Annotated in this window: 12 protein-coding genes; 3 read left to right on the top strand and 9 right to left on the bottom strand. The window is 67.6% G+C overall.

What is annotated here, in order from left to right; translation table 11 throughout:
- Positions 1-124: 124 nt before the first annotated feature.
- From ABD260_RS03915 to ABD260_RS03905, 3 genes are all read left to right on the top strand, one after another.
- Positions 125-1,318, top strand: coding sequence for a DUF418 domain-containing protein (locus tag ABD260_RS03915; RefSeq protein ID WP_344231909.1), 1,194 nt, complete (start codon positions 125-127; stop codon positions 1,316-1,318).
- A gap of 18 nt (positions 1,319-1,336) precedes the next feature.
- A complete protein-coding gene (locus tag ABD260_RS03910; protein WP_344231908.1) occupies positions 1,337-1,939 on the top strand; it encodes a GNAT family N-acetyltransferase in 603 nt (200 codons plus the stop codon).
- A gap of 118 nt (positions 1,940-2,057) precedes the next feature.
- The gene (locus tag ABD260_RS03905; protein ID WP_344231907.1) at positions 2,058-3,770 is read left to right on the top strand and encodes an alpha/beta hydrolase; all 1,713 of its coding nucleotides are present in this window, start codon (positions 2,058-2,060) and stop codon (positions 3,768-3,770) included.
- Positions 3,771-4,177: 407 nt separating this feature from the next.
- Here the strand turns inward: ABD260_RS03905 and ABD260_RS03900 are convergent, their stop codons facing one another.
- The 9 genes from ABD260_RS03900 to ABD260_RS03860 all read right to left on the bottom strand — a co-directional run bounded on the left by ABD260_RS03900 (position 4,178) and on the right by ABD260_RS03860 (position 15,431).
- Positions 4,178-6,757 carry an ATP-binding protein gene (locus ABD260_RS03900; RefSeq protein ID WP_344231906.1) on the bottom strand — a complete coding sequence of 860 codons (2,580 nt, stop codon included), beginning with the start codon at positions 6,755-6,757 and terminating at the stop codon, positions 4,178-4,180.
- 181 nt (positions 6,758-6,938) lie between these two features.
- Positions 6,939-7,382, bottom strand: coding sequence for a hypothetical protein (locus tag ABD260_RS03895; RefSeq protein WP_344231905.1), 444 nt, complete (start codon positions 7,380-7,382; stop codon positions 6,939-6,941).
- A 2-nt stretch (positions 7,383-7,384) separates the two neighbouring features.
- A complete protein-coding gene (dapB, locus tag ABD260_RS03890; RefSeq protein ID WP_344231904.1) occupies positions 7,385-8,131 on the bottom strand; it encodes a 4-hydroxy-tetrahydrodipicolinate reductase in 747 nt (248 codons plus the stop codon).
- Between the two features lie 38 nt (positions 8,132-8,169).
- Positions 8,170-9,993, bottom strand: a complete 1,824-nt coding sequence (locus tag ABD260_RS03885; RefSeq protein WP_344231903.1) for a hypothetical protein — start codon at positions 9,991-9,993, stop codon at positions 8,170-8,172.
- Positions 9,994-10,018: 25 nt separating this feature from the next.
- A complete protein-coding gene (locus ABD260_RS03880; protein ID WP_344231902.1) occupies positions 10,019-11,014 on the bottom strand; it encodes an ABC transporter ATP-binding protein in 996 nt (331 codons plus the stop codon).
- Positions 11,014-12,015, bottom strand: a complete 1,002-nt coding sequence (locus ABD260_RS03875) for an ABC transporter ATP-binding protein (RefSeq protein WP_344231901.1) — start codon at positions 12,013-12,015, stop codon at positions 11,014-11,016. Before ABD260_RS03875 ends, ABD260_RS03880 begins: the two co-directional genes overlap by 1 nt.
- On the bottom strand, positions 12,012-12,905 hold the full coding sequence (locus ABD260_RS03870; protein ID WP_344231900.1) for an ABC transporter permease: 894 nt from the start codon (positions 12,903-12,905) through the stop codon (positions 12,012-12,014). Before ABD260_RS03870 ends, ABD260_RS03875 begins: the two co-directional genes overlap by 4 nt.
- Positions 12,898-13,824, bottom strand: a complete 927-nt coding sequence (locus ABD260_RS03865; protein ID WP_344231899.1) for an ABC transporter permease — start codon at positions 13,822-13,824, stop codon at positions 12,898-12,900. Before ABD260_RS03865 ends, ABD260_RS03870 begins: the two co-directional genes overlap by 8 nt.
- Positions 13,821-15,431 carry a peptide ABC transporter substrate-binding protein gene (locus tag ABD260_RS03860; RefSeq protein WP_344231898.1) on the bottom strand — a complete coding sequence of 537 codons (1,611 nt, stop codon included), beginning with the start codon at positions 15,429-15,431 and terminating at the stop codon, positions 13,821-13,823. The genes ABD260_RS03865 and ABD260_RS03860 overlap by 4 nt, the downstream gene beginning before the upstream one ends.
- Positions 15,432-15,706: the final 275 nt, after the last annotated feature.

Here is a 15,706-nt window from a genome sequence, read left to right as displayed (position 1 = left end):
CACAAAGGTGGTTCTGGACCCACCCCGGAAGTGGGGGTGAGGCACTGGGGGGCCCGCCGCCGCGGCGGCAGGATGGCTGTAACAGCTCAAGGGTTAGACAGTTTTCCGAAGGGGTGGACCCCACGTGACCACGCAGACTCTGGACACTCGATCGGCCGTCGATCATCGCGGCCCGGTCACCGGCCGGGAGCGGGCGCTCGCGCCGGACCTGATCCGCGGCGCGATGCTGCTGCTGATCGGCCTCGCCAACAGCGCGAACTTCGCCTTCGCCGGCCAGCCCGGCGTGGAGAGCGCCCCGCACGGCTTCGAACGCATCCTGAACTTCCTCAAACTCACCTTCGTCGACGCCCGCGCGTACCCGGTGTTCGCGGTGATGTTCGGCTACGGCCTGGTCCAGTTGGCCCGCCGCCAGCAGTCATCGGGCGCAACTGAGTCCGCCGTACGCCGAGTCCTCGTCAAACGGAACGCCTGGCTGATCGTCTTCGGCATCGCACACGCCACCTTGCTGTACTTCGGTGACTTCCTCGGAGCGTACGGCGTCGTCGGAATCGCCTGTGCGGTGCTACTGCTCAACCGCGGCGACAAGTTCCACCGGATCGTCCTGGCGCTCTGGGCGTTCATGGCCCTCGAGACCCTCGTCCTCGCCGCCAAGGCCGTTGCCACGATCGTCACCAGCTCCGGGCCGGCGCACGCGCTCACCAACTCCCCCAACCCGTCGCTGGCGGCCTCGTCGTACTTCGGCAGCCTGATCGACCGCCTGCACGAGTACCCGCTGCACCTGACCAGCGTGCTCCCCTTCGTCATCATCGTCTGGCTGGGCATCTGGGCCGCCCGCAAGCAGCTCTTGGAGAACCCGGCCGCCCACAAGACCCTGCTGACCCGGGTAGCAGTCGTCTGCCTCGGCATCACCTTCGTCGGCGGTCTTCCGCTCGCGCTGATCGGGGCCGGCTGGATGCACGTCGACCAGGAAGCGGTGGACTCGGCGAGCCTGCTGTCGCATGTGTCCGGCATGTTCGGTGGTCCCGGGTACGTCGCTCTGTTCGGTCTGATCGTTGCGCGCATCACCCGGAGGTCCGTACCCGTACAGGCGATCTCCGCACTCGGCCAGCGCTCCTTGTCCGGGTACCTGTTCCAGTCGGTGTCCTGGTTGGTGCTGCTTGCCCCGTTCACATTGGACCTGCGCGGCGGCAGCACCGCGTACACAGCCGCCCTGGTAGCGATTGGTGTCTGGATCATCTCGGTGCTCGGCGCGTACGCGATGAGCAGGCGCTCGTACCGCGGTCCGGCCGAGACCCTGCTGCGCCGGCTCGTGTACTGACTTGGGAGGATGAGCTTCATGAGTGACTTCGGCGTACCGGAACCCGCCAACCTCTCCGACCTGTCCGCCGAGAGCCCCGTGGCCGAGACCAGCGTGCGGCTCGCACTCCCGGCGGAGGCGAACGAGATCGGCGAGATCCAGGTGGCGGCCTGGCGCCGGGCGTACGCCGGCCTGCTGCCCGCCGATGTCCTTGCCGAGCTGAACCCGGCGCAGTTCGCGGCGCAGTGGCGGGCTGCGCTGATCGCGCCGGGCGAGGCGCGGAACCGGGTGCTGGTCGCGCTGGCCGGCCGGACGCCGGTCGGGTTCGCGGCGATCACCCCGTCGGACGACCCGGACGCCGACCCGCAGCGGGACGCCCTGGTCGCCGAGCTGGCGGTGCTGCCCGACGCGACCCGGGCGGGCCACGGCTCCCGGCTGCTCAACGCGGTTGTCGACACCATCCGCGCCGACGGTTTCGCCCGGGTGACGGTCTGGGTGAACTCCACCGACGACGTGCTCCGCGCCTTCTACACCGAGGCCGGCTGGGCGCCCGACGGCGCGCACCGCGAGCTCGACCTGTACGGCGACGAGTCGGTCCGGATCAAGCAGATCCGGCTGCACACGGACCCCGGCCCGGCCTGACCGCACTCCCCTAGCAGGCAGCCGATCCGGGACAAGCCGGGGGTGGTGTTCGACCGGTCGCACCGCGCATGACACATTGTCACGGTCCGATCACGCAATGCCATCCGCTGGAGTCTGCATGAAGTACCTCACCCTGGCCCTCGGCCTGGGGATCTCCGCCGCTGCCGTGCTCGTCGTCCCCGGGTCCGGCGCGAGCGCCTCGATGCAGTCGTCGACGGCCGTCGACCGGCCGCATCCGGTCGCCACCAAGTACCTCAAGCAGAGACCGGCCTGGATTCCGTGCGGTGATCCCGAGCTGCGGACGTACTGCGCGAAGGTGACCGTGCCGCGGGACTGGGGAAACCAGTACGCGGGCAACGACCTGCAGATCGCGGTCAGCAAGGTCGCGCCGGCCAAGGGCAGGCCGAGCCGGGTCGTGTTCGGCAACCCCGGCGGTCCGGGCGGCGCCGGGCTGGGAATGGCGCCCTACCTGGCGAGCCAGGCACCGCTCGCGAAGGACTTTCTCGCCGTCGGCTTCGACCCGCGCGGCACCGGTAGCAGTACGGATGTCAGCTGCGACGGCAGTCCCGCGTACTCGATGGATGCCCGCGACCGCGACTCGGCGAACCGCGATCTGATCGCCGAGGCGTCCGCGATGACGCAGGCGTACTGCAAGCAGCAGTCGCACGGCCTGCTCCCGTACATCACCACCGGGCAGACCGTGCAGGACATGGACCTGATCCGGCAGCTGCTCGGCTTCGACAAGCTGGACTACGTCGGGTACTCCGGTGGCACCTGGCTCGGCGCGTACTACCAGACGTACTTCCCGCAGCACGTCGGGCGGTTCGTCCTCGACTCGAACACGGACTTCACCAAGACCTGGCTGGACACGTTCGTCAGTCAGCCGCAGGCGTTCGAGCGCCGGTTCCGCGAGGACTTCGCGCCCTGGGCGGCCAAGTACGACGACCAGCTGCACCTCGGTACGTCACCCGGCGCGGTCATCCGTACCTACGAGCGGTTACGGCGCGCGCTGAAGGAGCAGCCGGCCGTCGAGGAGTTCATGGAAGCGTCGGTGAAGATCACGTACGACCAGAACACCCTCGACCAGATGGTCGCCGGCGATATGTACTCGAAACTCGATTTCCAATCCCTGGCCGCGGACCTGGCATTTCTTCGCGACCTTTCCGCGGCGCAGGCAAAAGGCGGTCCGCGGGCGGCGCAACGGCATGTCGACGCGTTGCCGGTGGCCCGGCAGCGCCAGCTGGTGCAGCGGGCCAACCGGACGCCGATCGGGATGCGCATGCTCGGCGCGGAGGACGACTCCGAGAACGCGACCTTCACCGCGATCACCTGCAACGACACCCCCTGGCCGCAGGGCCGTGAGTACGGCGAGCAGCTCGCCGCGCGGCTCGGACCACACTTCCCGCTGGTCGGCTGGACGATGACCGAGAACCCGTGCTTCTACTGGGACCGACCGAACCTGACCATGCCGACGCCGACCGGAAACGGCTTGCCCACAACGCTGATGGTGCAGTCGGTGCATGACCCGGCGACCAACTATGCGCTCGCCGCGTCGGCCCACAGCCGGTACGCCGGGTCGCGGTTGGTGACCGTGACGAACGAAGGCGATCATGGCGTGTACGGCGGCGTGAACAAGTGCGCCGACAAGATCGTGAACACCTTCCTCACCACCGGCCAGGCGCCCGCGAAGGACGTCAGCTGCGCCGGCCAGGGCATCCCCGCACCCCACAAGGTCGCGCCCGGACCGGACGACCCGTCCGGGTACTCCGGAGGTGCTCCTTTACGGCGGATCGCCGGTTTCACAAAAGCAATTTCCGGTTATCTGCACTGACCCCTTCCCTTGGCATTTTGCGACACGCACCGGCGTTTACCGGTCACCCTCGGCAAAATCCGGTCCGGCCGGTACCCGCGCTTTCGTTGTCACGAGCGGGTTGTCAGGGGAATGTCAGGGTTCCGTCCCTGTGCGACGGAGCGTAATCACGGCAATCTTGAGTCAGCGCGGGAGGAGCCGGACGTCGACCGGGAGGGCTCGACGAAGGCGACCAGCGCTGGGCGTGACTACGGCCGGCTGTGGGGTGGGGGGACTGCCTGGGGGGTCAGACAGAGGACACAGCCGGCCGGGTCACGCGTGTCGTCACCCGCGCCACCAGATCCCTCGCGGGGCACCGTCGATCCCCCAGGTCGTGGTGTCTCGCGAGGCACCACTTCAGCGCAAGCACCATCTCAGCGCAGGCGGCGTCAGAGCGGATCGCGACCGAGCCCATCGCGGCCGAGCGGATCGCGCGGCACCGGGTCACGTCCGGCCGGGTCGTGCTGCAGCGCATCGTGGGTTGGGCCAACGGTTGGGATGCCGCGGGGCGGGTAGCCGTCGGCGACGGCTGCCAGTGGGGCGGCTCGGCCGGCTGACCAGGCAGCCCGGAACGCCCGCCGGTCCAACGCCGCTTCGACCGCGGCTCGAGTGGCTCGATGATCGGCCTTCTCGATCTCCGGCACCGGTGCCCGGATCACCTCACGCACCTCGTCCGCGGCACCCAGCAGGAACGCGGCGTACTCACTGCGCCCCCGCAACTGCGCTACAGCCGCCAGCTCCTCCAGCACACTGGCTGTCCGCCACCGATCACCCAAATCGCGATGCTCGGCCAAACTCTCGTCCAGCAGATGCACGGCCCGCTCGGTCAGCCCACGTCGCCGCTCGATGATCCCCAATTGGTTCAGCGACCAGGCGACGCCTTCGCGGTACCCGAGCCGCTGCGACAACGCCAGACTCTCCTGCAACAGGTCCTCGGCCTCATCAAGCTCACCGCCGTACTGCGCGATGGCCCCCAAGCTGATCAGTGACCAGGCCAATCCCTCGCCGTCGCCGACGACCCTGAAACTGTCCCTGGCCTGCCTGCACCGCCGCGCCCCGATCTCGACGTCCCCACGCAACCACGCCACGAATCCACGGTGGTTGAGCGCCCACGCCATACCGGCCCGGTCACCAAGACTCTCGTACAGGTCGTAGCTCTCGCAGTGCAGGTCCTCAGCAGCGCTGTAGTCACCGCGTTCCCGGGCCACTCCCCCAAGTCGCTGCAGCACCAGCGCCGTACCAGCCTTGTCCCCCAGCTCCTTGTATTGGCCCAGTGCGGTCTCCAAGCGAACCGTGGCAGCGTCGTACTCGCACTTGAGGAACGCCAACGTGCCGGCACCCAGGTTCGCCTTGGCCCAGGCGCCGGCGAGCCCACTCGGCTGTGTCGTAGCTGCCAGCGTCAACGCCCGCTCCAGCCACTGGCTGCCCTCCGCGTAGTGACCGCGCAAGCTACAGAACGACCAGAGCCCACCAGCCAGTCGCAATGCCGCACCGACCGAGCTGGTCCGCAGCGTCCAAGCCATAGCGGCTCGCAGGTTGTCCAGCTCGCTCTCCAGACGATCGAGCCACCGCCCCTGCTCCGGTCCGCGCAGGTGCTTGTCGGCCTCCTCGGCAAGGCTGACGTAGAACTGCGCATGTCGTTGCGCCGCCTCATCCGCATGCCCGTCGGCAGCCAGCCGGTCAGCGGCGAACTCACGGATCACCGCAAGCATGTAGTACCGCCCGACGCCGGCTTGCCGACTCACCCAGATCAGCGACTTGTCGGCCAGCCGGCCGATCAGGTCCAGTGCCTCGGACCGTTCTGCCGGACCGGGTGACTGCTGTCCCGACATCACTGTCGCGGCCGCGTTCAACGTCCAGCCGCCGACGAACACCGACAGCTGCGCGAACACCTCCCGCTCGGTCGGCGTGAGTAACGCATGGCTCCACTCGATCGCTCCGTACATGGACTGCTGCCGTGGCGACGCGGTCCGCGAACCACCGGCGAGGATGCCGAACGACGACTCCAGCTCGACCGCCAGCTCGTCAATCGTCATCACGTTCGTACGGGCCGCGGCCAGCTCGATCGCGAGTGGCATGCCCTCCAGCCGGCGCACCACCCGGGCCACCTGGTCCAGCTCACCGGTCGGGTCGTAGCCGCGAGCGGTCGCACGCTCTACGAACAGTTGCACGGCAGCGGATGACGCCGGCTGGTCCGGGTCGTGCGGGAGCGCCAAGGCGGGTACGACGTACACGCTCTCGCCGGGGAGCCGTAGTAGCTCGCGGCTGGACGCCAGGATGGACAGGTTCGGACAGGACTCCAGCAGAGCTGCGCAGAGCTGACCAACCGCACCGACGAGGTGCGAACAGTTGTCGAACACCAGCAGCATCGAGTTGCGGCCGATCTGCTCGGCGATCTCCTCGACCACCCGCGTGCTGTCCAGCGGATGCAGCCCGATCGCAGTGGCAACGGCTGGTACGACCGTTGACGGGTCGGCCAGGGAGGCGAGCGGAACCCAGCAGACACCGTCGTGGAATCCTTCCGCCAGCGCTGCTGTCAGAGCCATCGTCAGCCTGGTCTTACCGACGCCACCCGGACCGGTGACGGTCAGCAGCCGGGTGATCCGCTGCGAGAGCAGGCGGCTGGTCGTGGTCAGTTCGGTCGTCCGCCCGACCAGTTCGTTGGCCGGTGCGGGTGGCGGGCGCATCGGCGAGCGGGACGGGGCGGACTCCCGGCGGGCGGCCGCGGTGAGCACTGAGCGGTCCGGGTCGGTGAGTCGCAACGCATCGGTCAGCAGGCGCAGCGTGTGCGCCCGCGGCGCCCTTCGGCGCCCCCGCTCCAACGCCGCGATCGCGTCGACGCTCAGGCCGGCCAGCTCCGCCAGCGCTTCCTGCGACAGCCCGGCCTCTCGCCGGTGCCGTCGCAGCAGACCACCGAATCCTGCGCCCTGCACGTCGTCCGAGCCGCGGCGAGACCCGTCTGATGGCACAGGACGGCCCCACCCAGTCTCCGACCCTTACGTGGCGGCTGCCACGCACCTTCACCACTGAAGCTATCGCGTTCTGGCCCGGATTGGCAGGTTCACCGGCTTGTTCACAGCGAACTCGAGGGTAACTTCAGTTTGACCAGGCGCACTTCAGCTGGGCAACGCCGGCTGACCCGAGCGAGCGTCAGCTGGATTGGGCGTGCTGGGCGATCGCGGTCCGCATGCTCTGCCGGGCCCGCTTCCGGTCCCCCGCCGCGTCGTAGGCGGTCGACAGCCGGAACCAGACCCGCCAATCGTCCGGCGCCGCCTCCGCCTCGGCCTGGTACCGCCCGAAGGCCTCGTCCGCGGCGGCCCGGTCGATCCGCCCGGACGGCCGGCGCGGCAGGTCGTCGACCGGAAGCCCGCCGGACGCCTCCAGCTCCCGCGCCAGCACCTCGGTCTGCCGCCCGAACTGCAGCTCCCGCCAGACCAGGTACGCACCGAGGAGCGGGATGACCAGCACCGCAATTCCGAGCACGATCGCCACTGGGTCGCCAGTACCGATCAGGAGCACACCGCGCCAGCCGAGCAGCCCGGCGTACGCGACGAACACCACCGCCAGCAGAATCGCGGTCCGCTTCGCTGTCATCGTCAGGACAGGTCCATGAAGTGCTCCAGGCCGACGGTCAGGCCGGGGGCGGTGCCGATGCTGCGTACGCCGAGCAGCACGCCCGCCATGAACGACGTCCGGTGCATCGAGTCGTGCCGGATGGTCAGGGTCTCGCCCTCGTCGCCGAACAGCACTTCCTGGTGCGCGACCAGTCCACGCAGCCGAACGCCGTGTACGCGGATGCCGTCCACGTCCGCGCCCCGAGCGCCCTCCAGCGCGGTCGTGGTCGCGTCCGGAATCGGGCCGGCCTCGGCCTCGCGCCGGACCGCCGCGACAAGTTCAGCCGTCCGCCGGGCCGTACCGGAAGGCGCGTCCACCTTGTCCGGGTGGTGCAACTCGATGATCTCCACCGACTCGTAGTACCGCGCGGCCTGGGCGGCGAACTGCATCATCAGCACCGCACCGATGGAGAAGTTCGGCGCGATCAGGACGCCGGTGCCCGGGTTGGCCTCGAGCTGCGTACGCAACGTGGCGAGCCGCTCTTCGTCGAAGCCGGTGGTGCCGACGACGGCGTGGATGCCGTGCGCGATGCACCAGGCCAGGTTGTCCATCACGACCTCGGGCCGGGTGAAGTCGACCACGACCTCGGCACCCGCGCGAGTCAGCTCGTCCAGCTCGTCACCCTGGTCGAGCCGCGCGACCAGCTCGGTGTCAGCGGCCTCCTCGACCGCGAGGCACGTCTGAGCCCCCATCTTGCCCTTGGCCCCGAGCACCCCGACCTTGATCATCTGTACACACCCTTAGTCCTTAGGAGGACACAAGGATCTCATCCGGTCGTAGTGGCGGAACGCTCGGCCTTCGGTATCCACACCTGCACGCCGATCGTCTGCTGTGGCGGTGCGAGCAGGTCGTAGTCACGGAAGTCCACCCGGCAGGTATCGAGTGCGGCGATGTCCTCGAGGCTGATCAGCCGGTTGAGGAGGAGCAGCGGCGGCCGCGGCGGAGGGTTCTTCCGGCAGACCTCCTCGATCCCCGCGTCGGTCCGGTCGCGCTCCTTCGGCGCGACCCAGGCCTCACCGAGCGGCCGGCCGTCGAGTACCAGCACCAGGCCGGCCATCTTGTCGAACGCCAGCATCGGGCGCCCGCCCGGCTCGGTGTACGGCCGCAGCTCGCCGGCCAGCTTGGTGAAGTTCTGCTCCATCGGTTCCGACAGGTACAGGCCCTTCAGAGCGGGCAGTGTGGCGGCCTGGGTGAGCTGCGAGCGACCGACCGAGCGGTACGGGTAGTCGATCAGCCCTGTGTACGCGATGGAGGCGGTAGCGACCAACGCGCCGACCAGGACGAGACCTACTGTCGCCCGGGCTGCAACCGGAGTCGCCCAGATACCAGTGAGAACCGCAATCATCACCGCGGCCCAGGTGGCGAACGCGTTGAAGCCGATGGTGTACAGCGGGGTGTTTGTGCCAAATGCCTGCACGAAGGGCAATAGGACGAGTACTGCGAGGATCACCCAGGTCCTGGTGTTCTCCCGGCTCAACCGCGAGCACTCCGTGACGCCGACGCGGTAGGTGATCACCGCACCGGCAGCAGCAACCACTGCTACCAGTACAGCGGCCAGCAGCGTCTGTGCGTACGCCCCTGTGTGCTGCGACCCGCCCAGTGCGCCGTCGCCGGCTAGAACGTGGCGTACCGAGATGACCAGGCCGGCCACCACCAGGACAGCTGCAGTAAGACGGAGCCAACGCCAACGGGCGATAGTGGCTAGTGCAGTCGCCAGTAGTAGGAGCCAGTGTGCTTGCAGCGTCCGCCCGAGCAGCTTGATCCCGCTCGACCAGTAGATCTGCAACAGATCAGCCGGCGTGTACGAAGTACCTGCGATGAACTTGTTGACGGTGATGATCCCCGGGATCGCCACGTTCAGCCGTACTACGAACAGCTGCACCACGAGCGCCGTCACCGCCAGGCCGCCGAGTGCCAAGAGGATGCCCCGGGCAACAGAGCGCCAACCGCGACCTGCCAGCACTACGACGGCAGCCAGCACGATCAGGCCGATCACCACGACCGAAGTCCACTTGGCCAGCACCATCACGCCGATCACCAGACCGGCCACTACCGGCACCCAGAACGGTACCTGCCGGTCGCGGTCGACCGCTGTCGCCATCCACAGCACGCACGACAGCAGTGTCAGCGCACCGAGCAGGATCACGTCGTTGTACCCGGGCGACAACGGCAGCCACGCGAAGCTCATCCCCCCGGCTGCGAGGATGAGGGCAGTACCCGCCAGCTCAAACAGGATGGAGCGGGGCATCCCGGGCCGTCGTCCCCGCAGCCAGCGCATGAAGCTGTAGCCGAAGAGCAGGTGTACGAAGACTACGGTCACCAGCCGGAACACGCGGAGCTTCACGATGTCGTAGCCGAACCACTCGAACACGGGCCCGTACAAGTACTGCACACCGGTCAGTGCGAGCGGATTGCTGTCCCACCACCGGTACGACAGCAGGTAGTACCCCTCGTCGGTGATGTCGAAGCCCCTGTTGGCGGACTGCGCCGCGGCAACGATCCACCACGCCGCAAGACCAGCCGCCACTACCAGTACGCCGACCAGCAGCACGGAACGCCGGTCTCGCAGTACGACCCGCAGCGTGCTCACGGCCGCCACACTAGCGGTCCGTGTCTCAGGTGGCTGAGTAAGCGGCTTGCGCGTCCTCCGCAAAGTGGCAGGAAACAGTCTGGCCCGAGCCGATCTCCCGAAGCTCCGGCACGTCGGTGTGACACTTCTGCTCGGCCCGCAGACAACGGGTGTGGAAACGGCAGCCACCAGGCGGCATCACCGGCGACGGCGGGTCACCGGCCAGTACGATCCGCTGCCGCCCCTGGCGAGCCAGGCCGGGCTCCGCGGAGAGCAGCGCCTGCGTGTACGGGTGGGCGGGCACGTCGTACACCTGCTGGTGCTCTCCCAGCTCAGCCACCTTGCCCAGGTACATCACCGCGACCCGGTCCGAGACGTGCCGGACCACCGACAGGTCGTGGGCCACGAAGATGATGCTCAGACCGAGCTCACGCTGCAGCCGCATCAGCAGGTTCACCACCTGGGCCTGGACCGACAGGTCGAGCGCCGACACCGGCTCGTCGCAGAGCAGGACGTCCGGGTTGAGCGCGATCGCCCGCGCGATCCCGATCCGCTGCCGCTGTCCGCCGGAGAACTGGTGCGGGAACTTCGTCTCGTCCTCGGGCCGCAGACCGACCAGCTCCAGCAGTTCCCGGACCCGCGACCGGACGTCGACCTTCTTGCCCACGTCCGGGTGCACCTCGAACGGCTCGGCCACGATCTCGCCGACCCGCAGCCGCGGATTCAGGCTGGAGTACGGGTCCTGGAACACCACCTGGACGTTCCGCCGCCAGCGCCGCAACTCCCGGCCGCGCAGCTTGCCCACATCCACGCCGCCGTACTCGATCTGTCCCGCGGTCGGCTTCTCCAGGGCGGCGAGCAGCCGGACCAGCGTGGACTTGCCGCAACCGGACTCGCCGACGATGCCGAGCGACTCGCCCTTGCGCAGCGTCAGATCGACACCGTCGACGGCGCGGACCAGCGTTTTGGCGCCGAAGTTCAGCGCCGGGCTGATGTCGTAGTGCTTCACGACATTCGTTGCCACCAGCAACTCATCGGCCATCAGACGGCCTCCTTGGCTTCGAGCGTGGTGCGGCGGATGCAGGCGGCGTCCCGGCCGGGCGCGACCGTCAGCAGCGGCGGCACGGCCGTGGCGCACTCGTCGATCGCGATCGGGCAGCGGGTCCGGAACGCGCAGCCGGACGGGATCGCCCGCAGCGACGGCGGTGTACCCGGGATGGTCGGCAGCTCACGGCCCTTCAGCTCGGCCGACGGCATCGAGCCGAGCAGGCCTTCGGTGTACGGATGCACCGGCCGATCCAGCGCTGCCGCCGTGGAAGCACGCTCGACGACATGACCCGCGTACATCACCACCACGTTGTCGGCGACATCGGAGACGACGCCGAGGTCGTGGGTGATCAGGACAACGCCCATCTCCCGCTCGGCCTGCAACTCCGCGATCAGCTCCAGGATCTGGGCCTGAACGGTCACGTCGAGCGCGGTGGTCGGCTCGTCGGCGATCAGCACCTCCGGGTCCAGCGCGAGCGCCATCGCCAGCATCACCCGCTGCCGCATCCCGCCGGAGAACTCGTGCGGGTAGTCGCGGACCCGTTTCGCCGCGGCCGGGATCCGTACTTGGTCGAGCATCTCCGCGGCCCGGCGCATCGCGTCCTGCTTGGACATCCCGCGGTGTACGCGGTAGCACTCGGCGATCTGGGTACCGACCGACTGCACCGGGTTCAGCGCCGACAGCGAGTCCTGGAACACCATCGTGATCCGGTCGCCGACGACCTTGCGGCGTTCCTTCGTGGTCATCGCGATCAGGTCGGTACCGCGGTACTCGGCCGTCCCCGAAACGATCCGCCCCGGCGGCATCTCCAGGATCCCGGTCAGCGCTTGCGTCGACACGCTCTTCCCGGAACCCGATTCGCCCAGAATCGCGAGTGTCTCCCCGGCCCGTACCTGCCAGGACACGCCGTCGACGGCCCGGACCGACCCGTGCGGGGTGTCGAACTCAACGGTCAGATCGTCGACCTTCAGCAGTACTTCTCCTGTGCTCGTCATCGCATCAACTTCGGGTCGAGGGCGTCGCGGATCGAGTCGCCGATGATCATGAACGAGATCGTCATCGTGGAGATGAACAGCGCCGGCCAGATGAACAGGTGCGGCGTTTCCCGGTACGAGGTGGCGACGCCGAACTGGGAGCCCCACGAGATCGACGGCGGTTGCAGGCCGACGCCGAGGAAGGTCAGCACGGCTTCCAGGCCGATCAGGCCGCCGATACCGAGCGTCGTCATCGCCAGCAGCGGAGCCATCGCGTTCGGGAACACGTGTTTGCGCAGGATTCGTACCGGTGTCGCCCCGATCGACCGGGCGGCCAGGACGTACTCGCGGTTGCGGACCGAGAACACGGTCGAGCGCATCACCCGCATCCCCTGCGGCCATCCGGTGACCATGATGATCGCGACGATGATCCAGATGCTCCGGTTCGGCACCGAGTTCAGGATCACGATCAGCGCGATCAGGCCGGGCAGCGCGAACAGTACGTCCGCGATCCGCGAGATCACGGTGTCGACCAGTCCCGGGAAGTACCCGGCCAGCAGACCGAGGATGCCCGCGACCACGAAGCCGCCGACGCCCGCGACCAGGCTGACCAGCACCGACGGGCGCGCGCCGTAGATCACGTTCGCGAAGTAGTCGCAGCCCTGGATGTCGAAGCCGAACGGATGCCCGGGCTCGCGACCGTGCTGGCTCTTGGTCAGCTCGCAGAAGCGCGGATCGGCCGAGGTGAACAGTCGCGGCACCGCCGCCATCAGGAAGAAGGTCAGCACCAGTACGAGGCAGATGTCGAACTGCGGTTTGCGCAGCAGCGCGCGGAGCAGCTCCCGGTTCGACAGGGTACGGCCTTCGAGGTCCTGTGCTTCGGCCCCGAAAACCTGCTGGGTCTCAGACATTACGCACCCTCGGATCGATCGCGCCGTAGACGACGTCGACAATCAGATTGATGACGATAAACATCAGGAACGCGAGCGTCGACAGCAGTACGACCACGCCGCCCTCCTTCAGCTTGATCGCCTGGAACATGAACTGACCGAGCCCGGGCAGGTTGAAGATGCTCTCCGCCAGCACGGCGCCGCCGAAGATGCCCGCAAGGTCGATCCCCATCAGCGTCACGACCGGCAGCAGGGCATTCGGCAGTACGTGCCGCCAGAGGATCCGCTGCTCGCCGAGTCCCTTGGCCCGCGCGGTCTTCACGAAGTCCGCGTTGGCAGTGTCGACAATCGACGTCCGGGTCAGCCGAGCCAGCCCGGCGAATCCGGTGATGCCGATACAGACGGCCGGCAGCAGGTACGACAGTGGCCAGCCGTCCCGGATACCCGAAACCGGCAGCCATTTCAGCTCGACACCGAGCAGGTACTGACCGGTGAAGTACAGCACCAGGCCGGGCACCGCCAGTACCACCAACGTTGCCAGCAGCAACATCCGGTCGACCATGCCGTTGCGGCGGAAGCCCGCGTACAGCCCGAACAGCAGACCGGCGATCCACTGGAAAACCAGGCCCATCGAAGCCAGCTTCAACGTCACCGGGATGCGCAGCCGGAGCTGATCGGCGATGTCGGCGCCGGCGAACGTCGTACCGAAATGGCCGGTCAGGATGTCCTTCATGCTCAGCAGGTACTGCACGATGAACGGATCGTCGAGGTGGTACTGGGCCCGTTTCGCCGCCAGCACCGCGGCCGGGATCGGCTTGTCCCCGGCCAGCTCCCGCAGGGGGTCTCCAGGCATCGCGAACACGAGCGCGAAGACCCCCAGCGTGACGATCACACCGATCGGAACCGCCGCGAGAATACGACGGAGGACGAAACGGATCATTTGAAAGTGGCCCAGAGTGCCGACACGCCGACGTACTTGGAGACCCGGGGCTCGATCTTGGCCGAGTGCAGGTACGCGTTCGACTTGGTGTACAGCGGGATCAGCGGCATGTCCTCGAGGGCGATGTCCTCGGCCTGCTGGTACACCGCGATCGCCTTCTCCGGGTCCGGTTCGGCGTCGCCCTTGGCCAGCAGCGCGTCCAGGGCCGGGTTCGCGTAGCCGGCGAAGTTCGCGTCACCGTTGGACTTGAACATCGGGGTCAGGTAGTCCTCGATCGACGGGTAGTCGTGACCCCAGCCGCTGAAGCGCAGCCCGTCCAGCTTGCGGCTGTCGGCCAGCTCGGTGATCTCCGAGCCCTGCTTGCCGGTGTACTTCACCTGCAGGCCGAGGTTCTGCCGGAGCATGTTGCCGATCGCCTCGGCGTAGATCTGCCCGGTCGCGGACGTGGTGTTGTAGTTGATGTTCAGTACACCGGAGAAACCGCCGGCTTCCTGGAGCAGCTGCTTCGCCTTGGTAGCGTCGAAATCGCAGTACTTACAGGCGTTGTCGCGGTACCCGGCCATGTCCGGCGCGATCAGGCCCTTGGCCGGCTCGGACAGCCCGACCAGATCGGCGAAGGCGTTGCGGTCGATCGCTTCCGAGATCGCGTACCGCAGCTTCGGGTTCTTGAACCGCGCGTCCCAGGCCGGGATCACCAGGTAGTTGGCACCCGAGCTGACGCTGGTCACCCACTGGTCCGGCGCGTCGGTCTTGAAGCTCTTCACCTTGGTCGACGGCACATCGACGAAGTCCAGGTTGCCGGCCAGGAACTCGTTGTACGCGGTGTCCGCGTTCGGGATGAACCGGTAGGTGATCTGGTCCGCCTGCGGAATCGCCGGGCCCTTGTAGCCGTCCCACTTCGCCAGCTTCAGGTCGTCACCGGCGTTCCAGGCCGCGGCCAGCTTGTACGGGCCGTTGCCGATCGGCTTGCGCTTGTACGCGTCGGGGTTCTTCCGGACCTCCTCCGGAATCGGCGCCAGGCCGTAGTACTGCAAGGTCAGGCCGAACTGGGAGAACGGCACCTTGAGCTTGACCGTGAAGGTCAGATTGTCGACCAGCTTCAGGCCGCTCAGCGCCTTCACCGACGTCGGCTTCGGCGTCGCGCCGTCCGGGGTCGGCGGGTTCATCGCGTCGTAGCCCTCGACCTTGGAGAAGAATCCGTTGTTCTTCCAGCCGTTCGAGCCCTGGGCGGTCATGTTCCAGCTGTCGACGTAGTCCTTCGCGGTCAGCGGCTGGCCGTTCTGGAAGGTGTTGCCGGGCTTCAGCTTGATCGTCCAGGTCTGGCTGTTCTTGTCCGGCGTGACCGAGTCCGCCATCACGTTCTGCAGTTTCCCGGACTCCGGGTCGGTGGTCACCAGGGGCGCGAAGATCGCCATCGAGACCCCGATCCCCGCGGTGCCGTTGTCGTTCAGCGGGTTGATGTAGTCCAGCGGATCGGCGGCGATGCCGATCACCTCACTCTTGGTACCTGAGTCCCCACTGCCGCTGCTGCTCTTGCCGTCACCACACGAGGACAGCAGCAGCGCGAGACCGGCTGCCACCCCCACAACCCCAGTCAGACGTCGCACGGTCAAACCAACTTCCTCGGCGGGAGGGCCGTTAGGCGGGCGGATCAAGCGTCATGGTTGCTGGTCGAAACTGCGCATGTCAACGTTGTCAGCCACAAAGCGGCGGCGCGTAACGCGAGCGTTACCTGCCAAGACCTCAGATGACCCATTGCGTGATCGCGATCTCCGGCTCACTTAATCAGATCAGTGCGGCCTAGTCATCAGAGGACAGGGGAGCTACGCTGCAAACCGTGCTGGTGCTCACAGTTGCGCACTGGTGATCGCTTAGACGAGCG

The organism is Kribbella hippodromi (assembly GCF_039531045.1).
In the GTDB taxonomy this organism is placed as follows: Bacteria; Actinomycetota; Actinomycetes; order Propionibacteriales; family Kribbellaceae; genus Kribbella; species Kribbella hippodromi.
The sequence above is the reverse complement of the archived record's forward strand: the minus strand, read 5'-3'. Positions and strand labels throughout refer to the sequence as shown.

What these genes read in the sequence shown, in the direction of transcription:
- ABD260_RS03880 (WP_344231902.1), bottom strand. Translation starts at nt 11,014, where the DNA reads ATGGCCGATGAGTTGCTGGTGGCAACGAATGTCGTGAAGCACTACGAC.
- ABD260_RS03875 (WP_344231901.1), bottom strand. Translation starts at nt 12,015, where the DNA reads ATGACGAGCACAGGAGAAGTACTGCTGAAGGTCGACGATCTGACCGTT.
- ABD260_RS03865 (WP_344231899.1), bottom strand. Translation starts at nt 13,824, where the DNA reads ATGATCCGTTTCGTCCTCCGTCGTATTCTCGCGGCGGTTCCGATCGGT.
- ABD260_RS03870 (WP_344231900.1), bottom strand. Translation starts at nt 12,905, where the DNA reads ATGTCTGAGACCCAGCAGGTTTTCGGGGCCGAAGCACAGGACCTCGAA.
- dapB (WP_344231904.1), bottom strand. Translation starts at nt 8,131, where the DNA reads ATGATCAAGGTCGGGGTGCTCGGGGCCAAGGGCAAGATGGGGGCTCAG.
- ABD260_RS03905 (WP_344231907.1), top strand. Translation starts at nt 2,058, where the DNA reads ATGAAGTACCTCACCCTGGCCCTCGGCCTGGGGATCTCCGCCGCTGCC.
- ABD260_RS03895 (WP_344231905.1), bottom strand. Translation starts at nt 7,382, where the DNA reads ATGACAGCGAAGCGGACCGCGATTCTGCTGGCGGTGGTGTTCGTCGCG.
- ABD260_RS03910 (WP_344231908.1), top strand. Translation starts at nt 1,337, where the DNA reads ATGAGTGACTTCGGCGTACCGGAACCCGCCAACCTCTCCGACCTGTCC.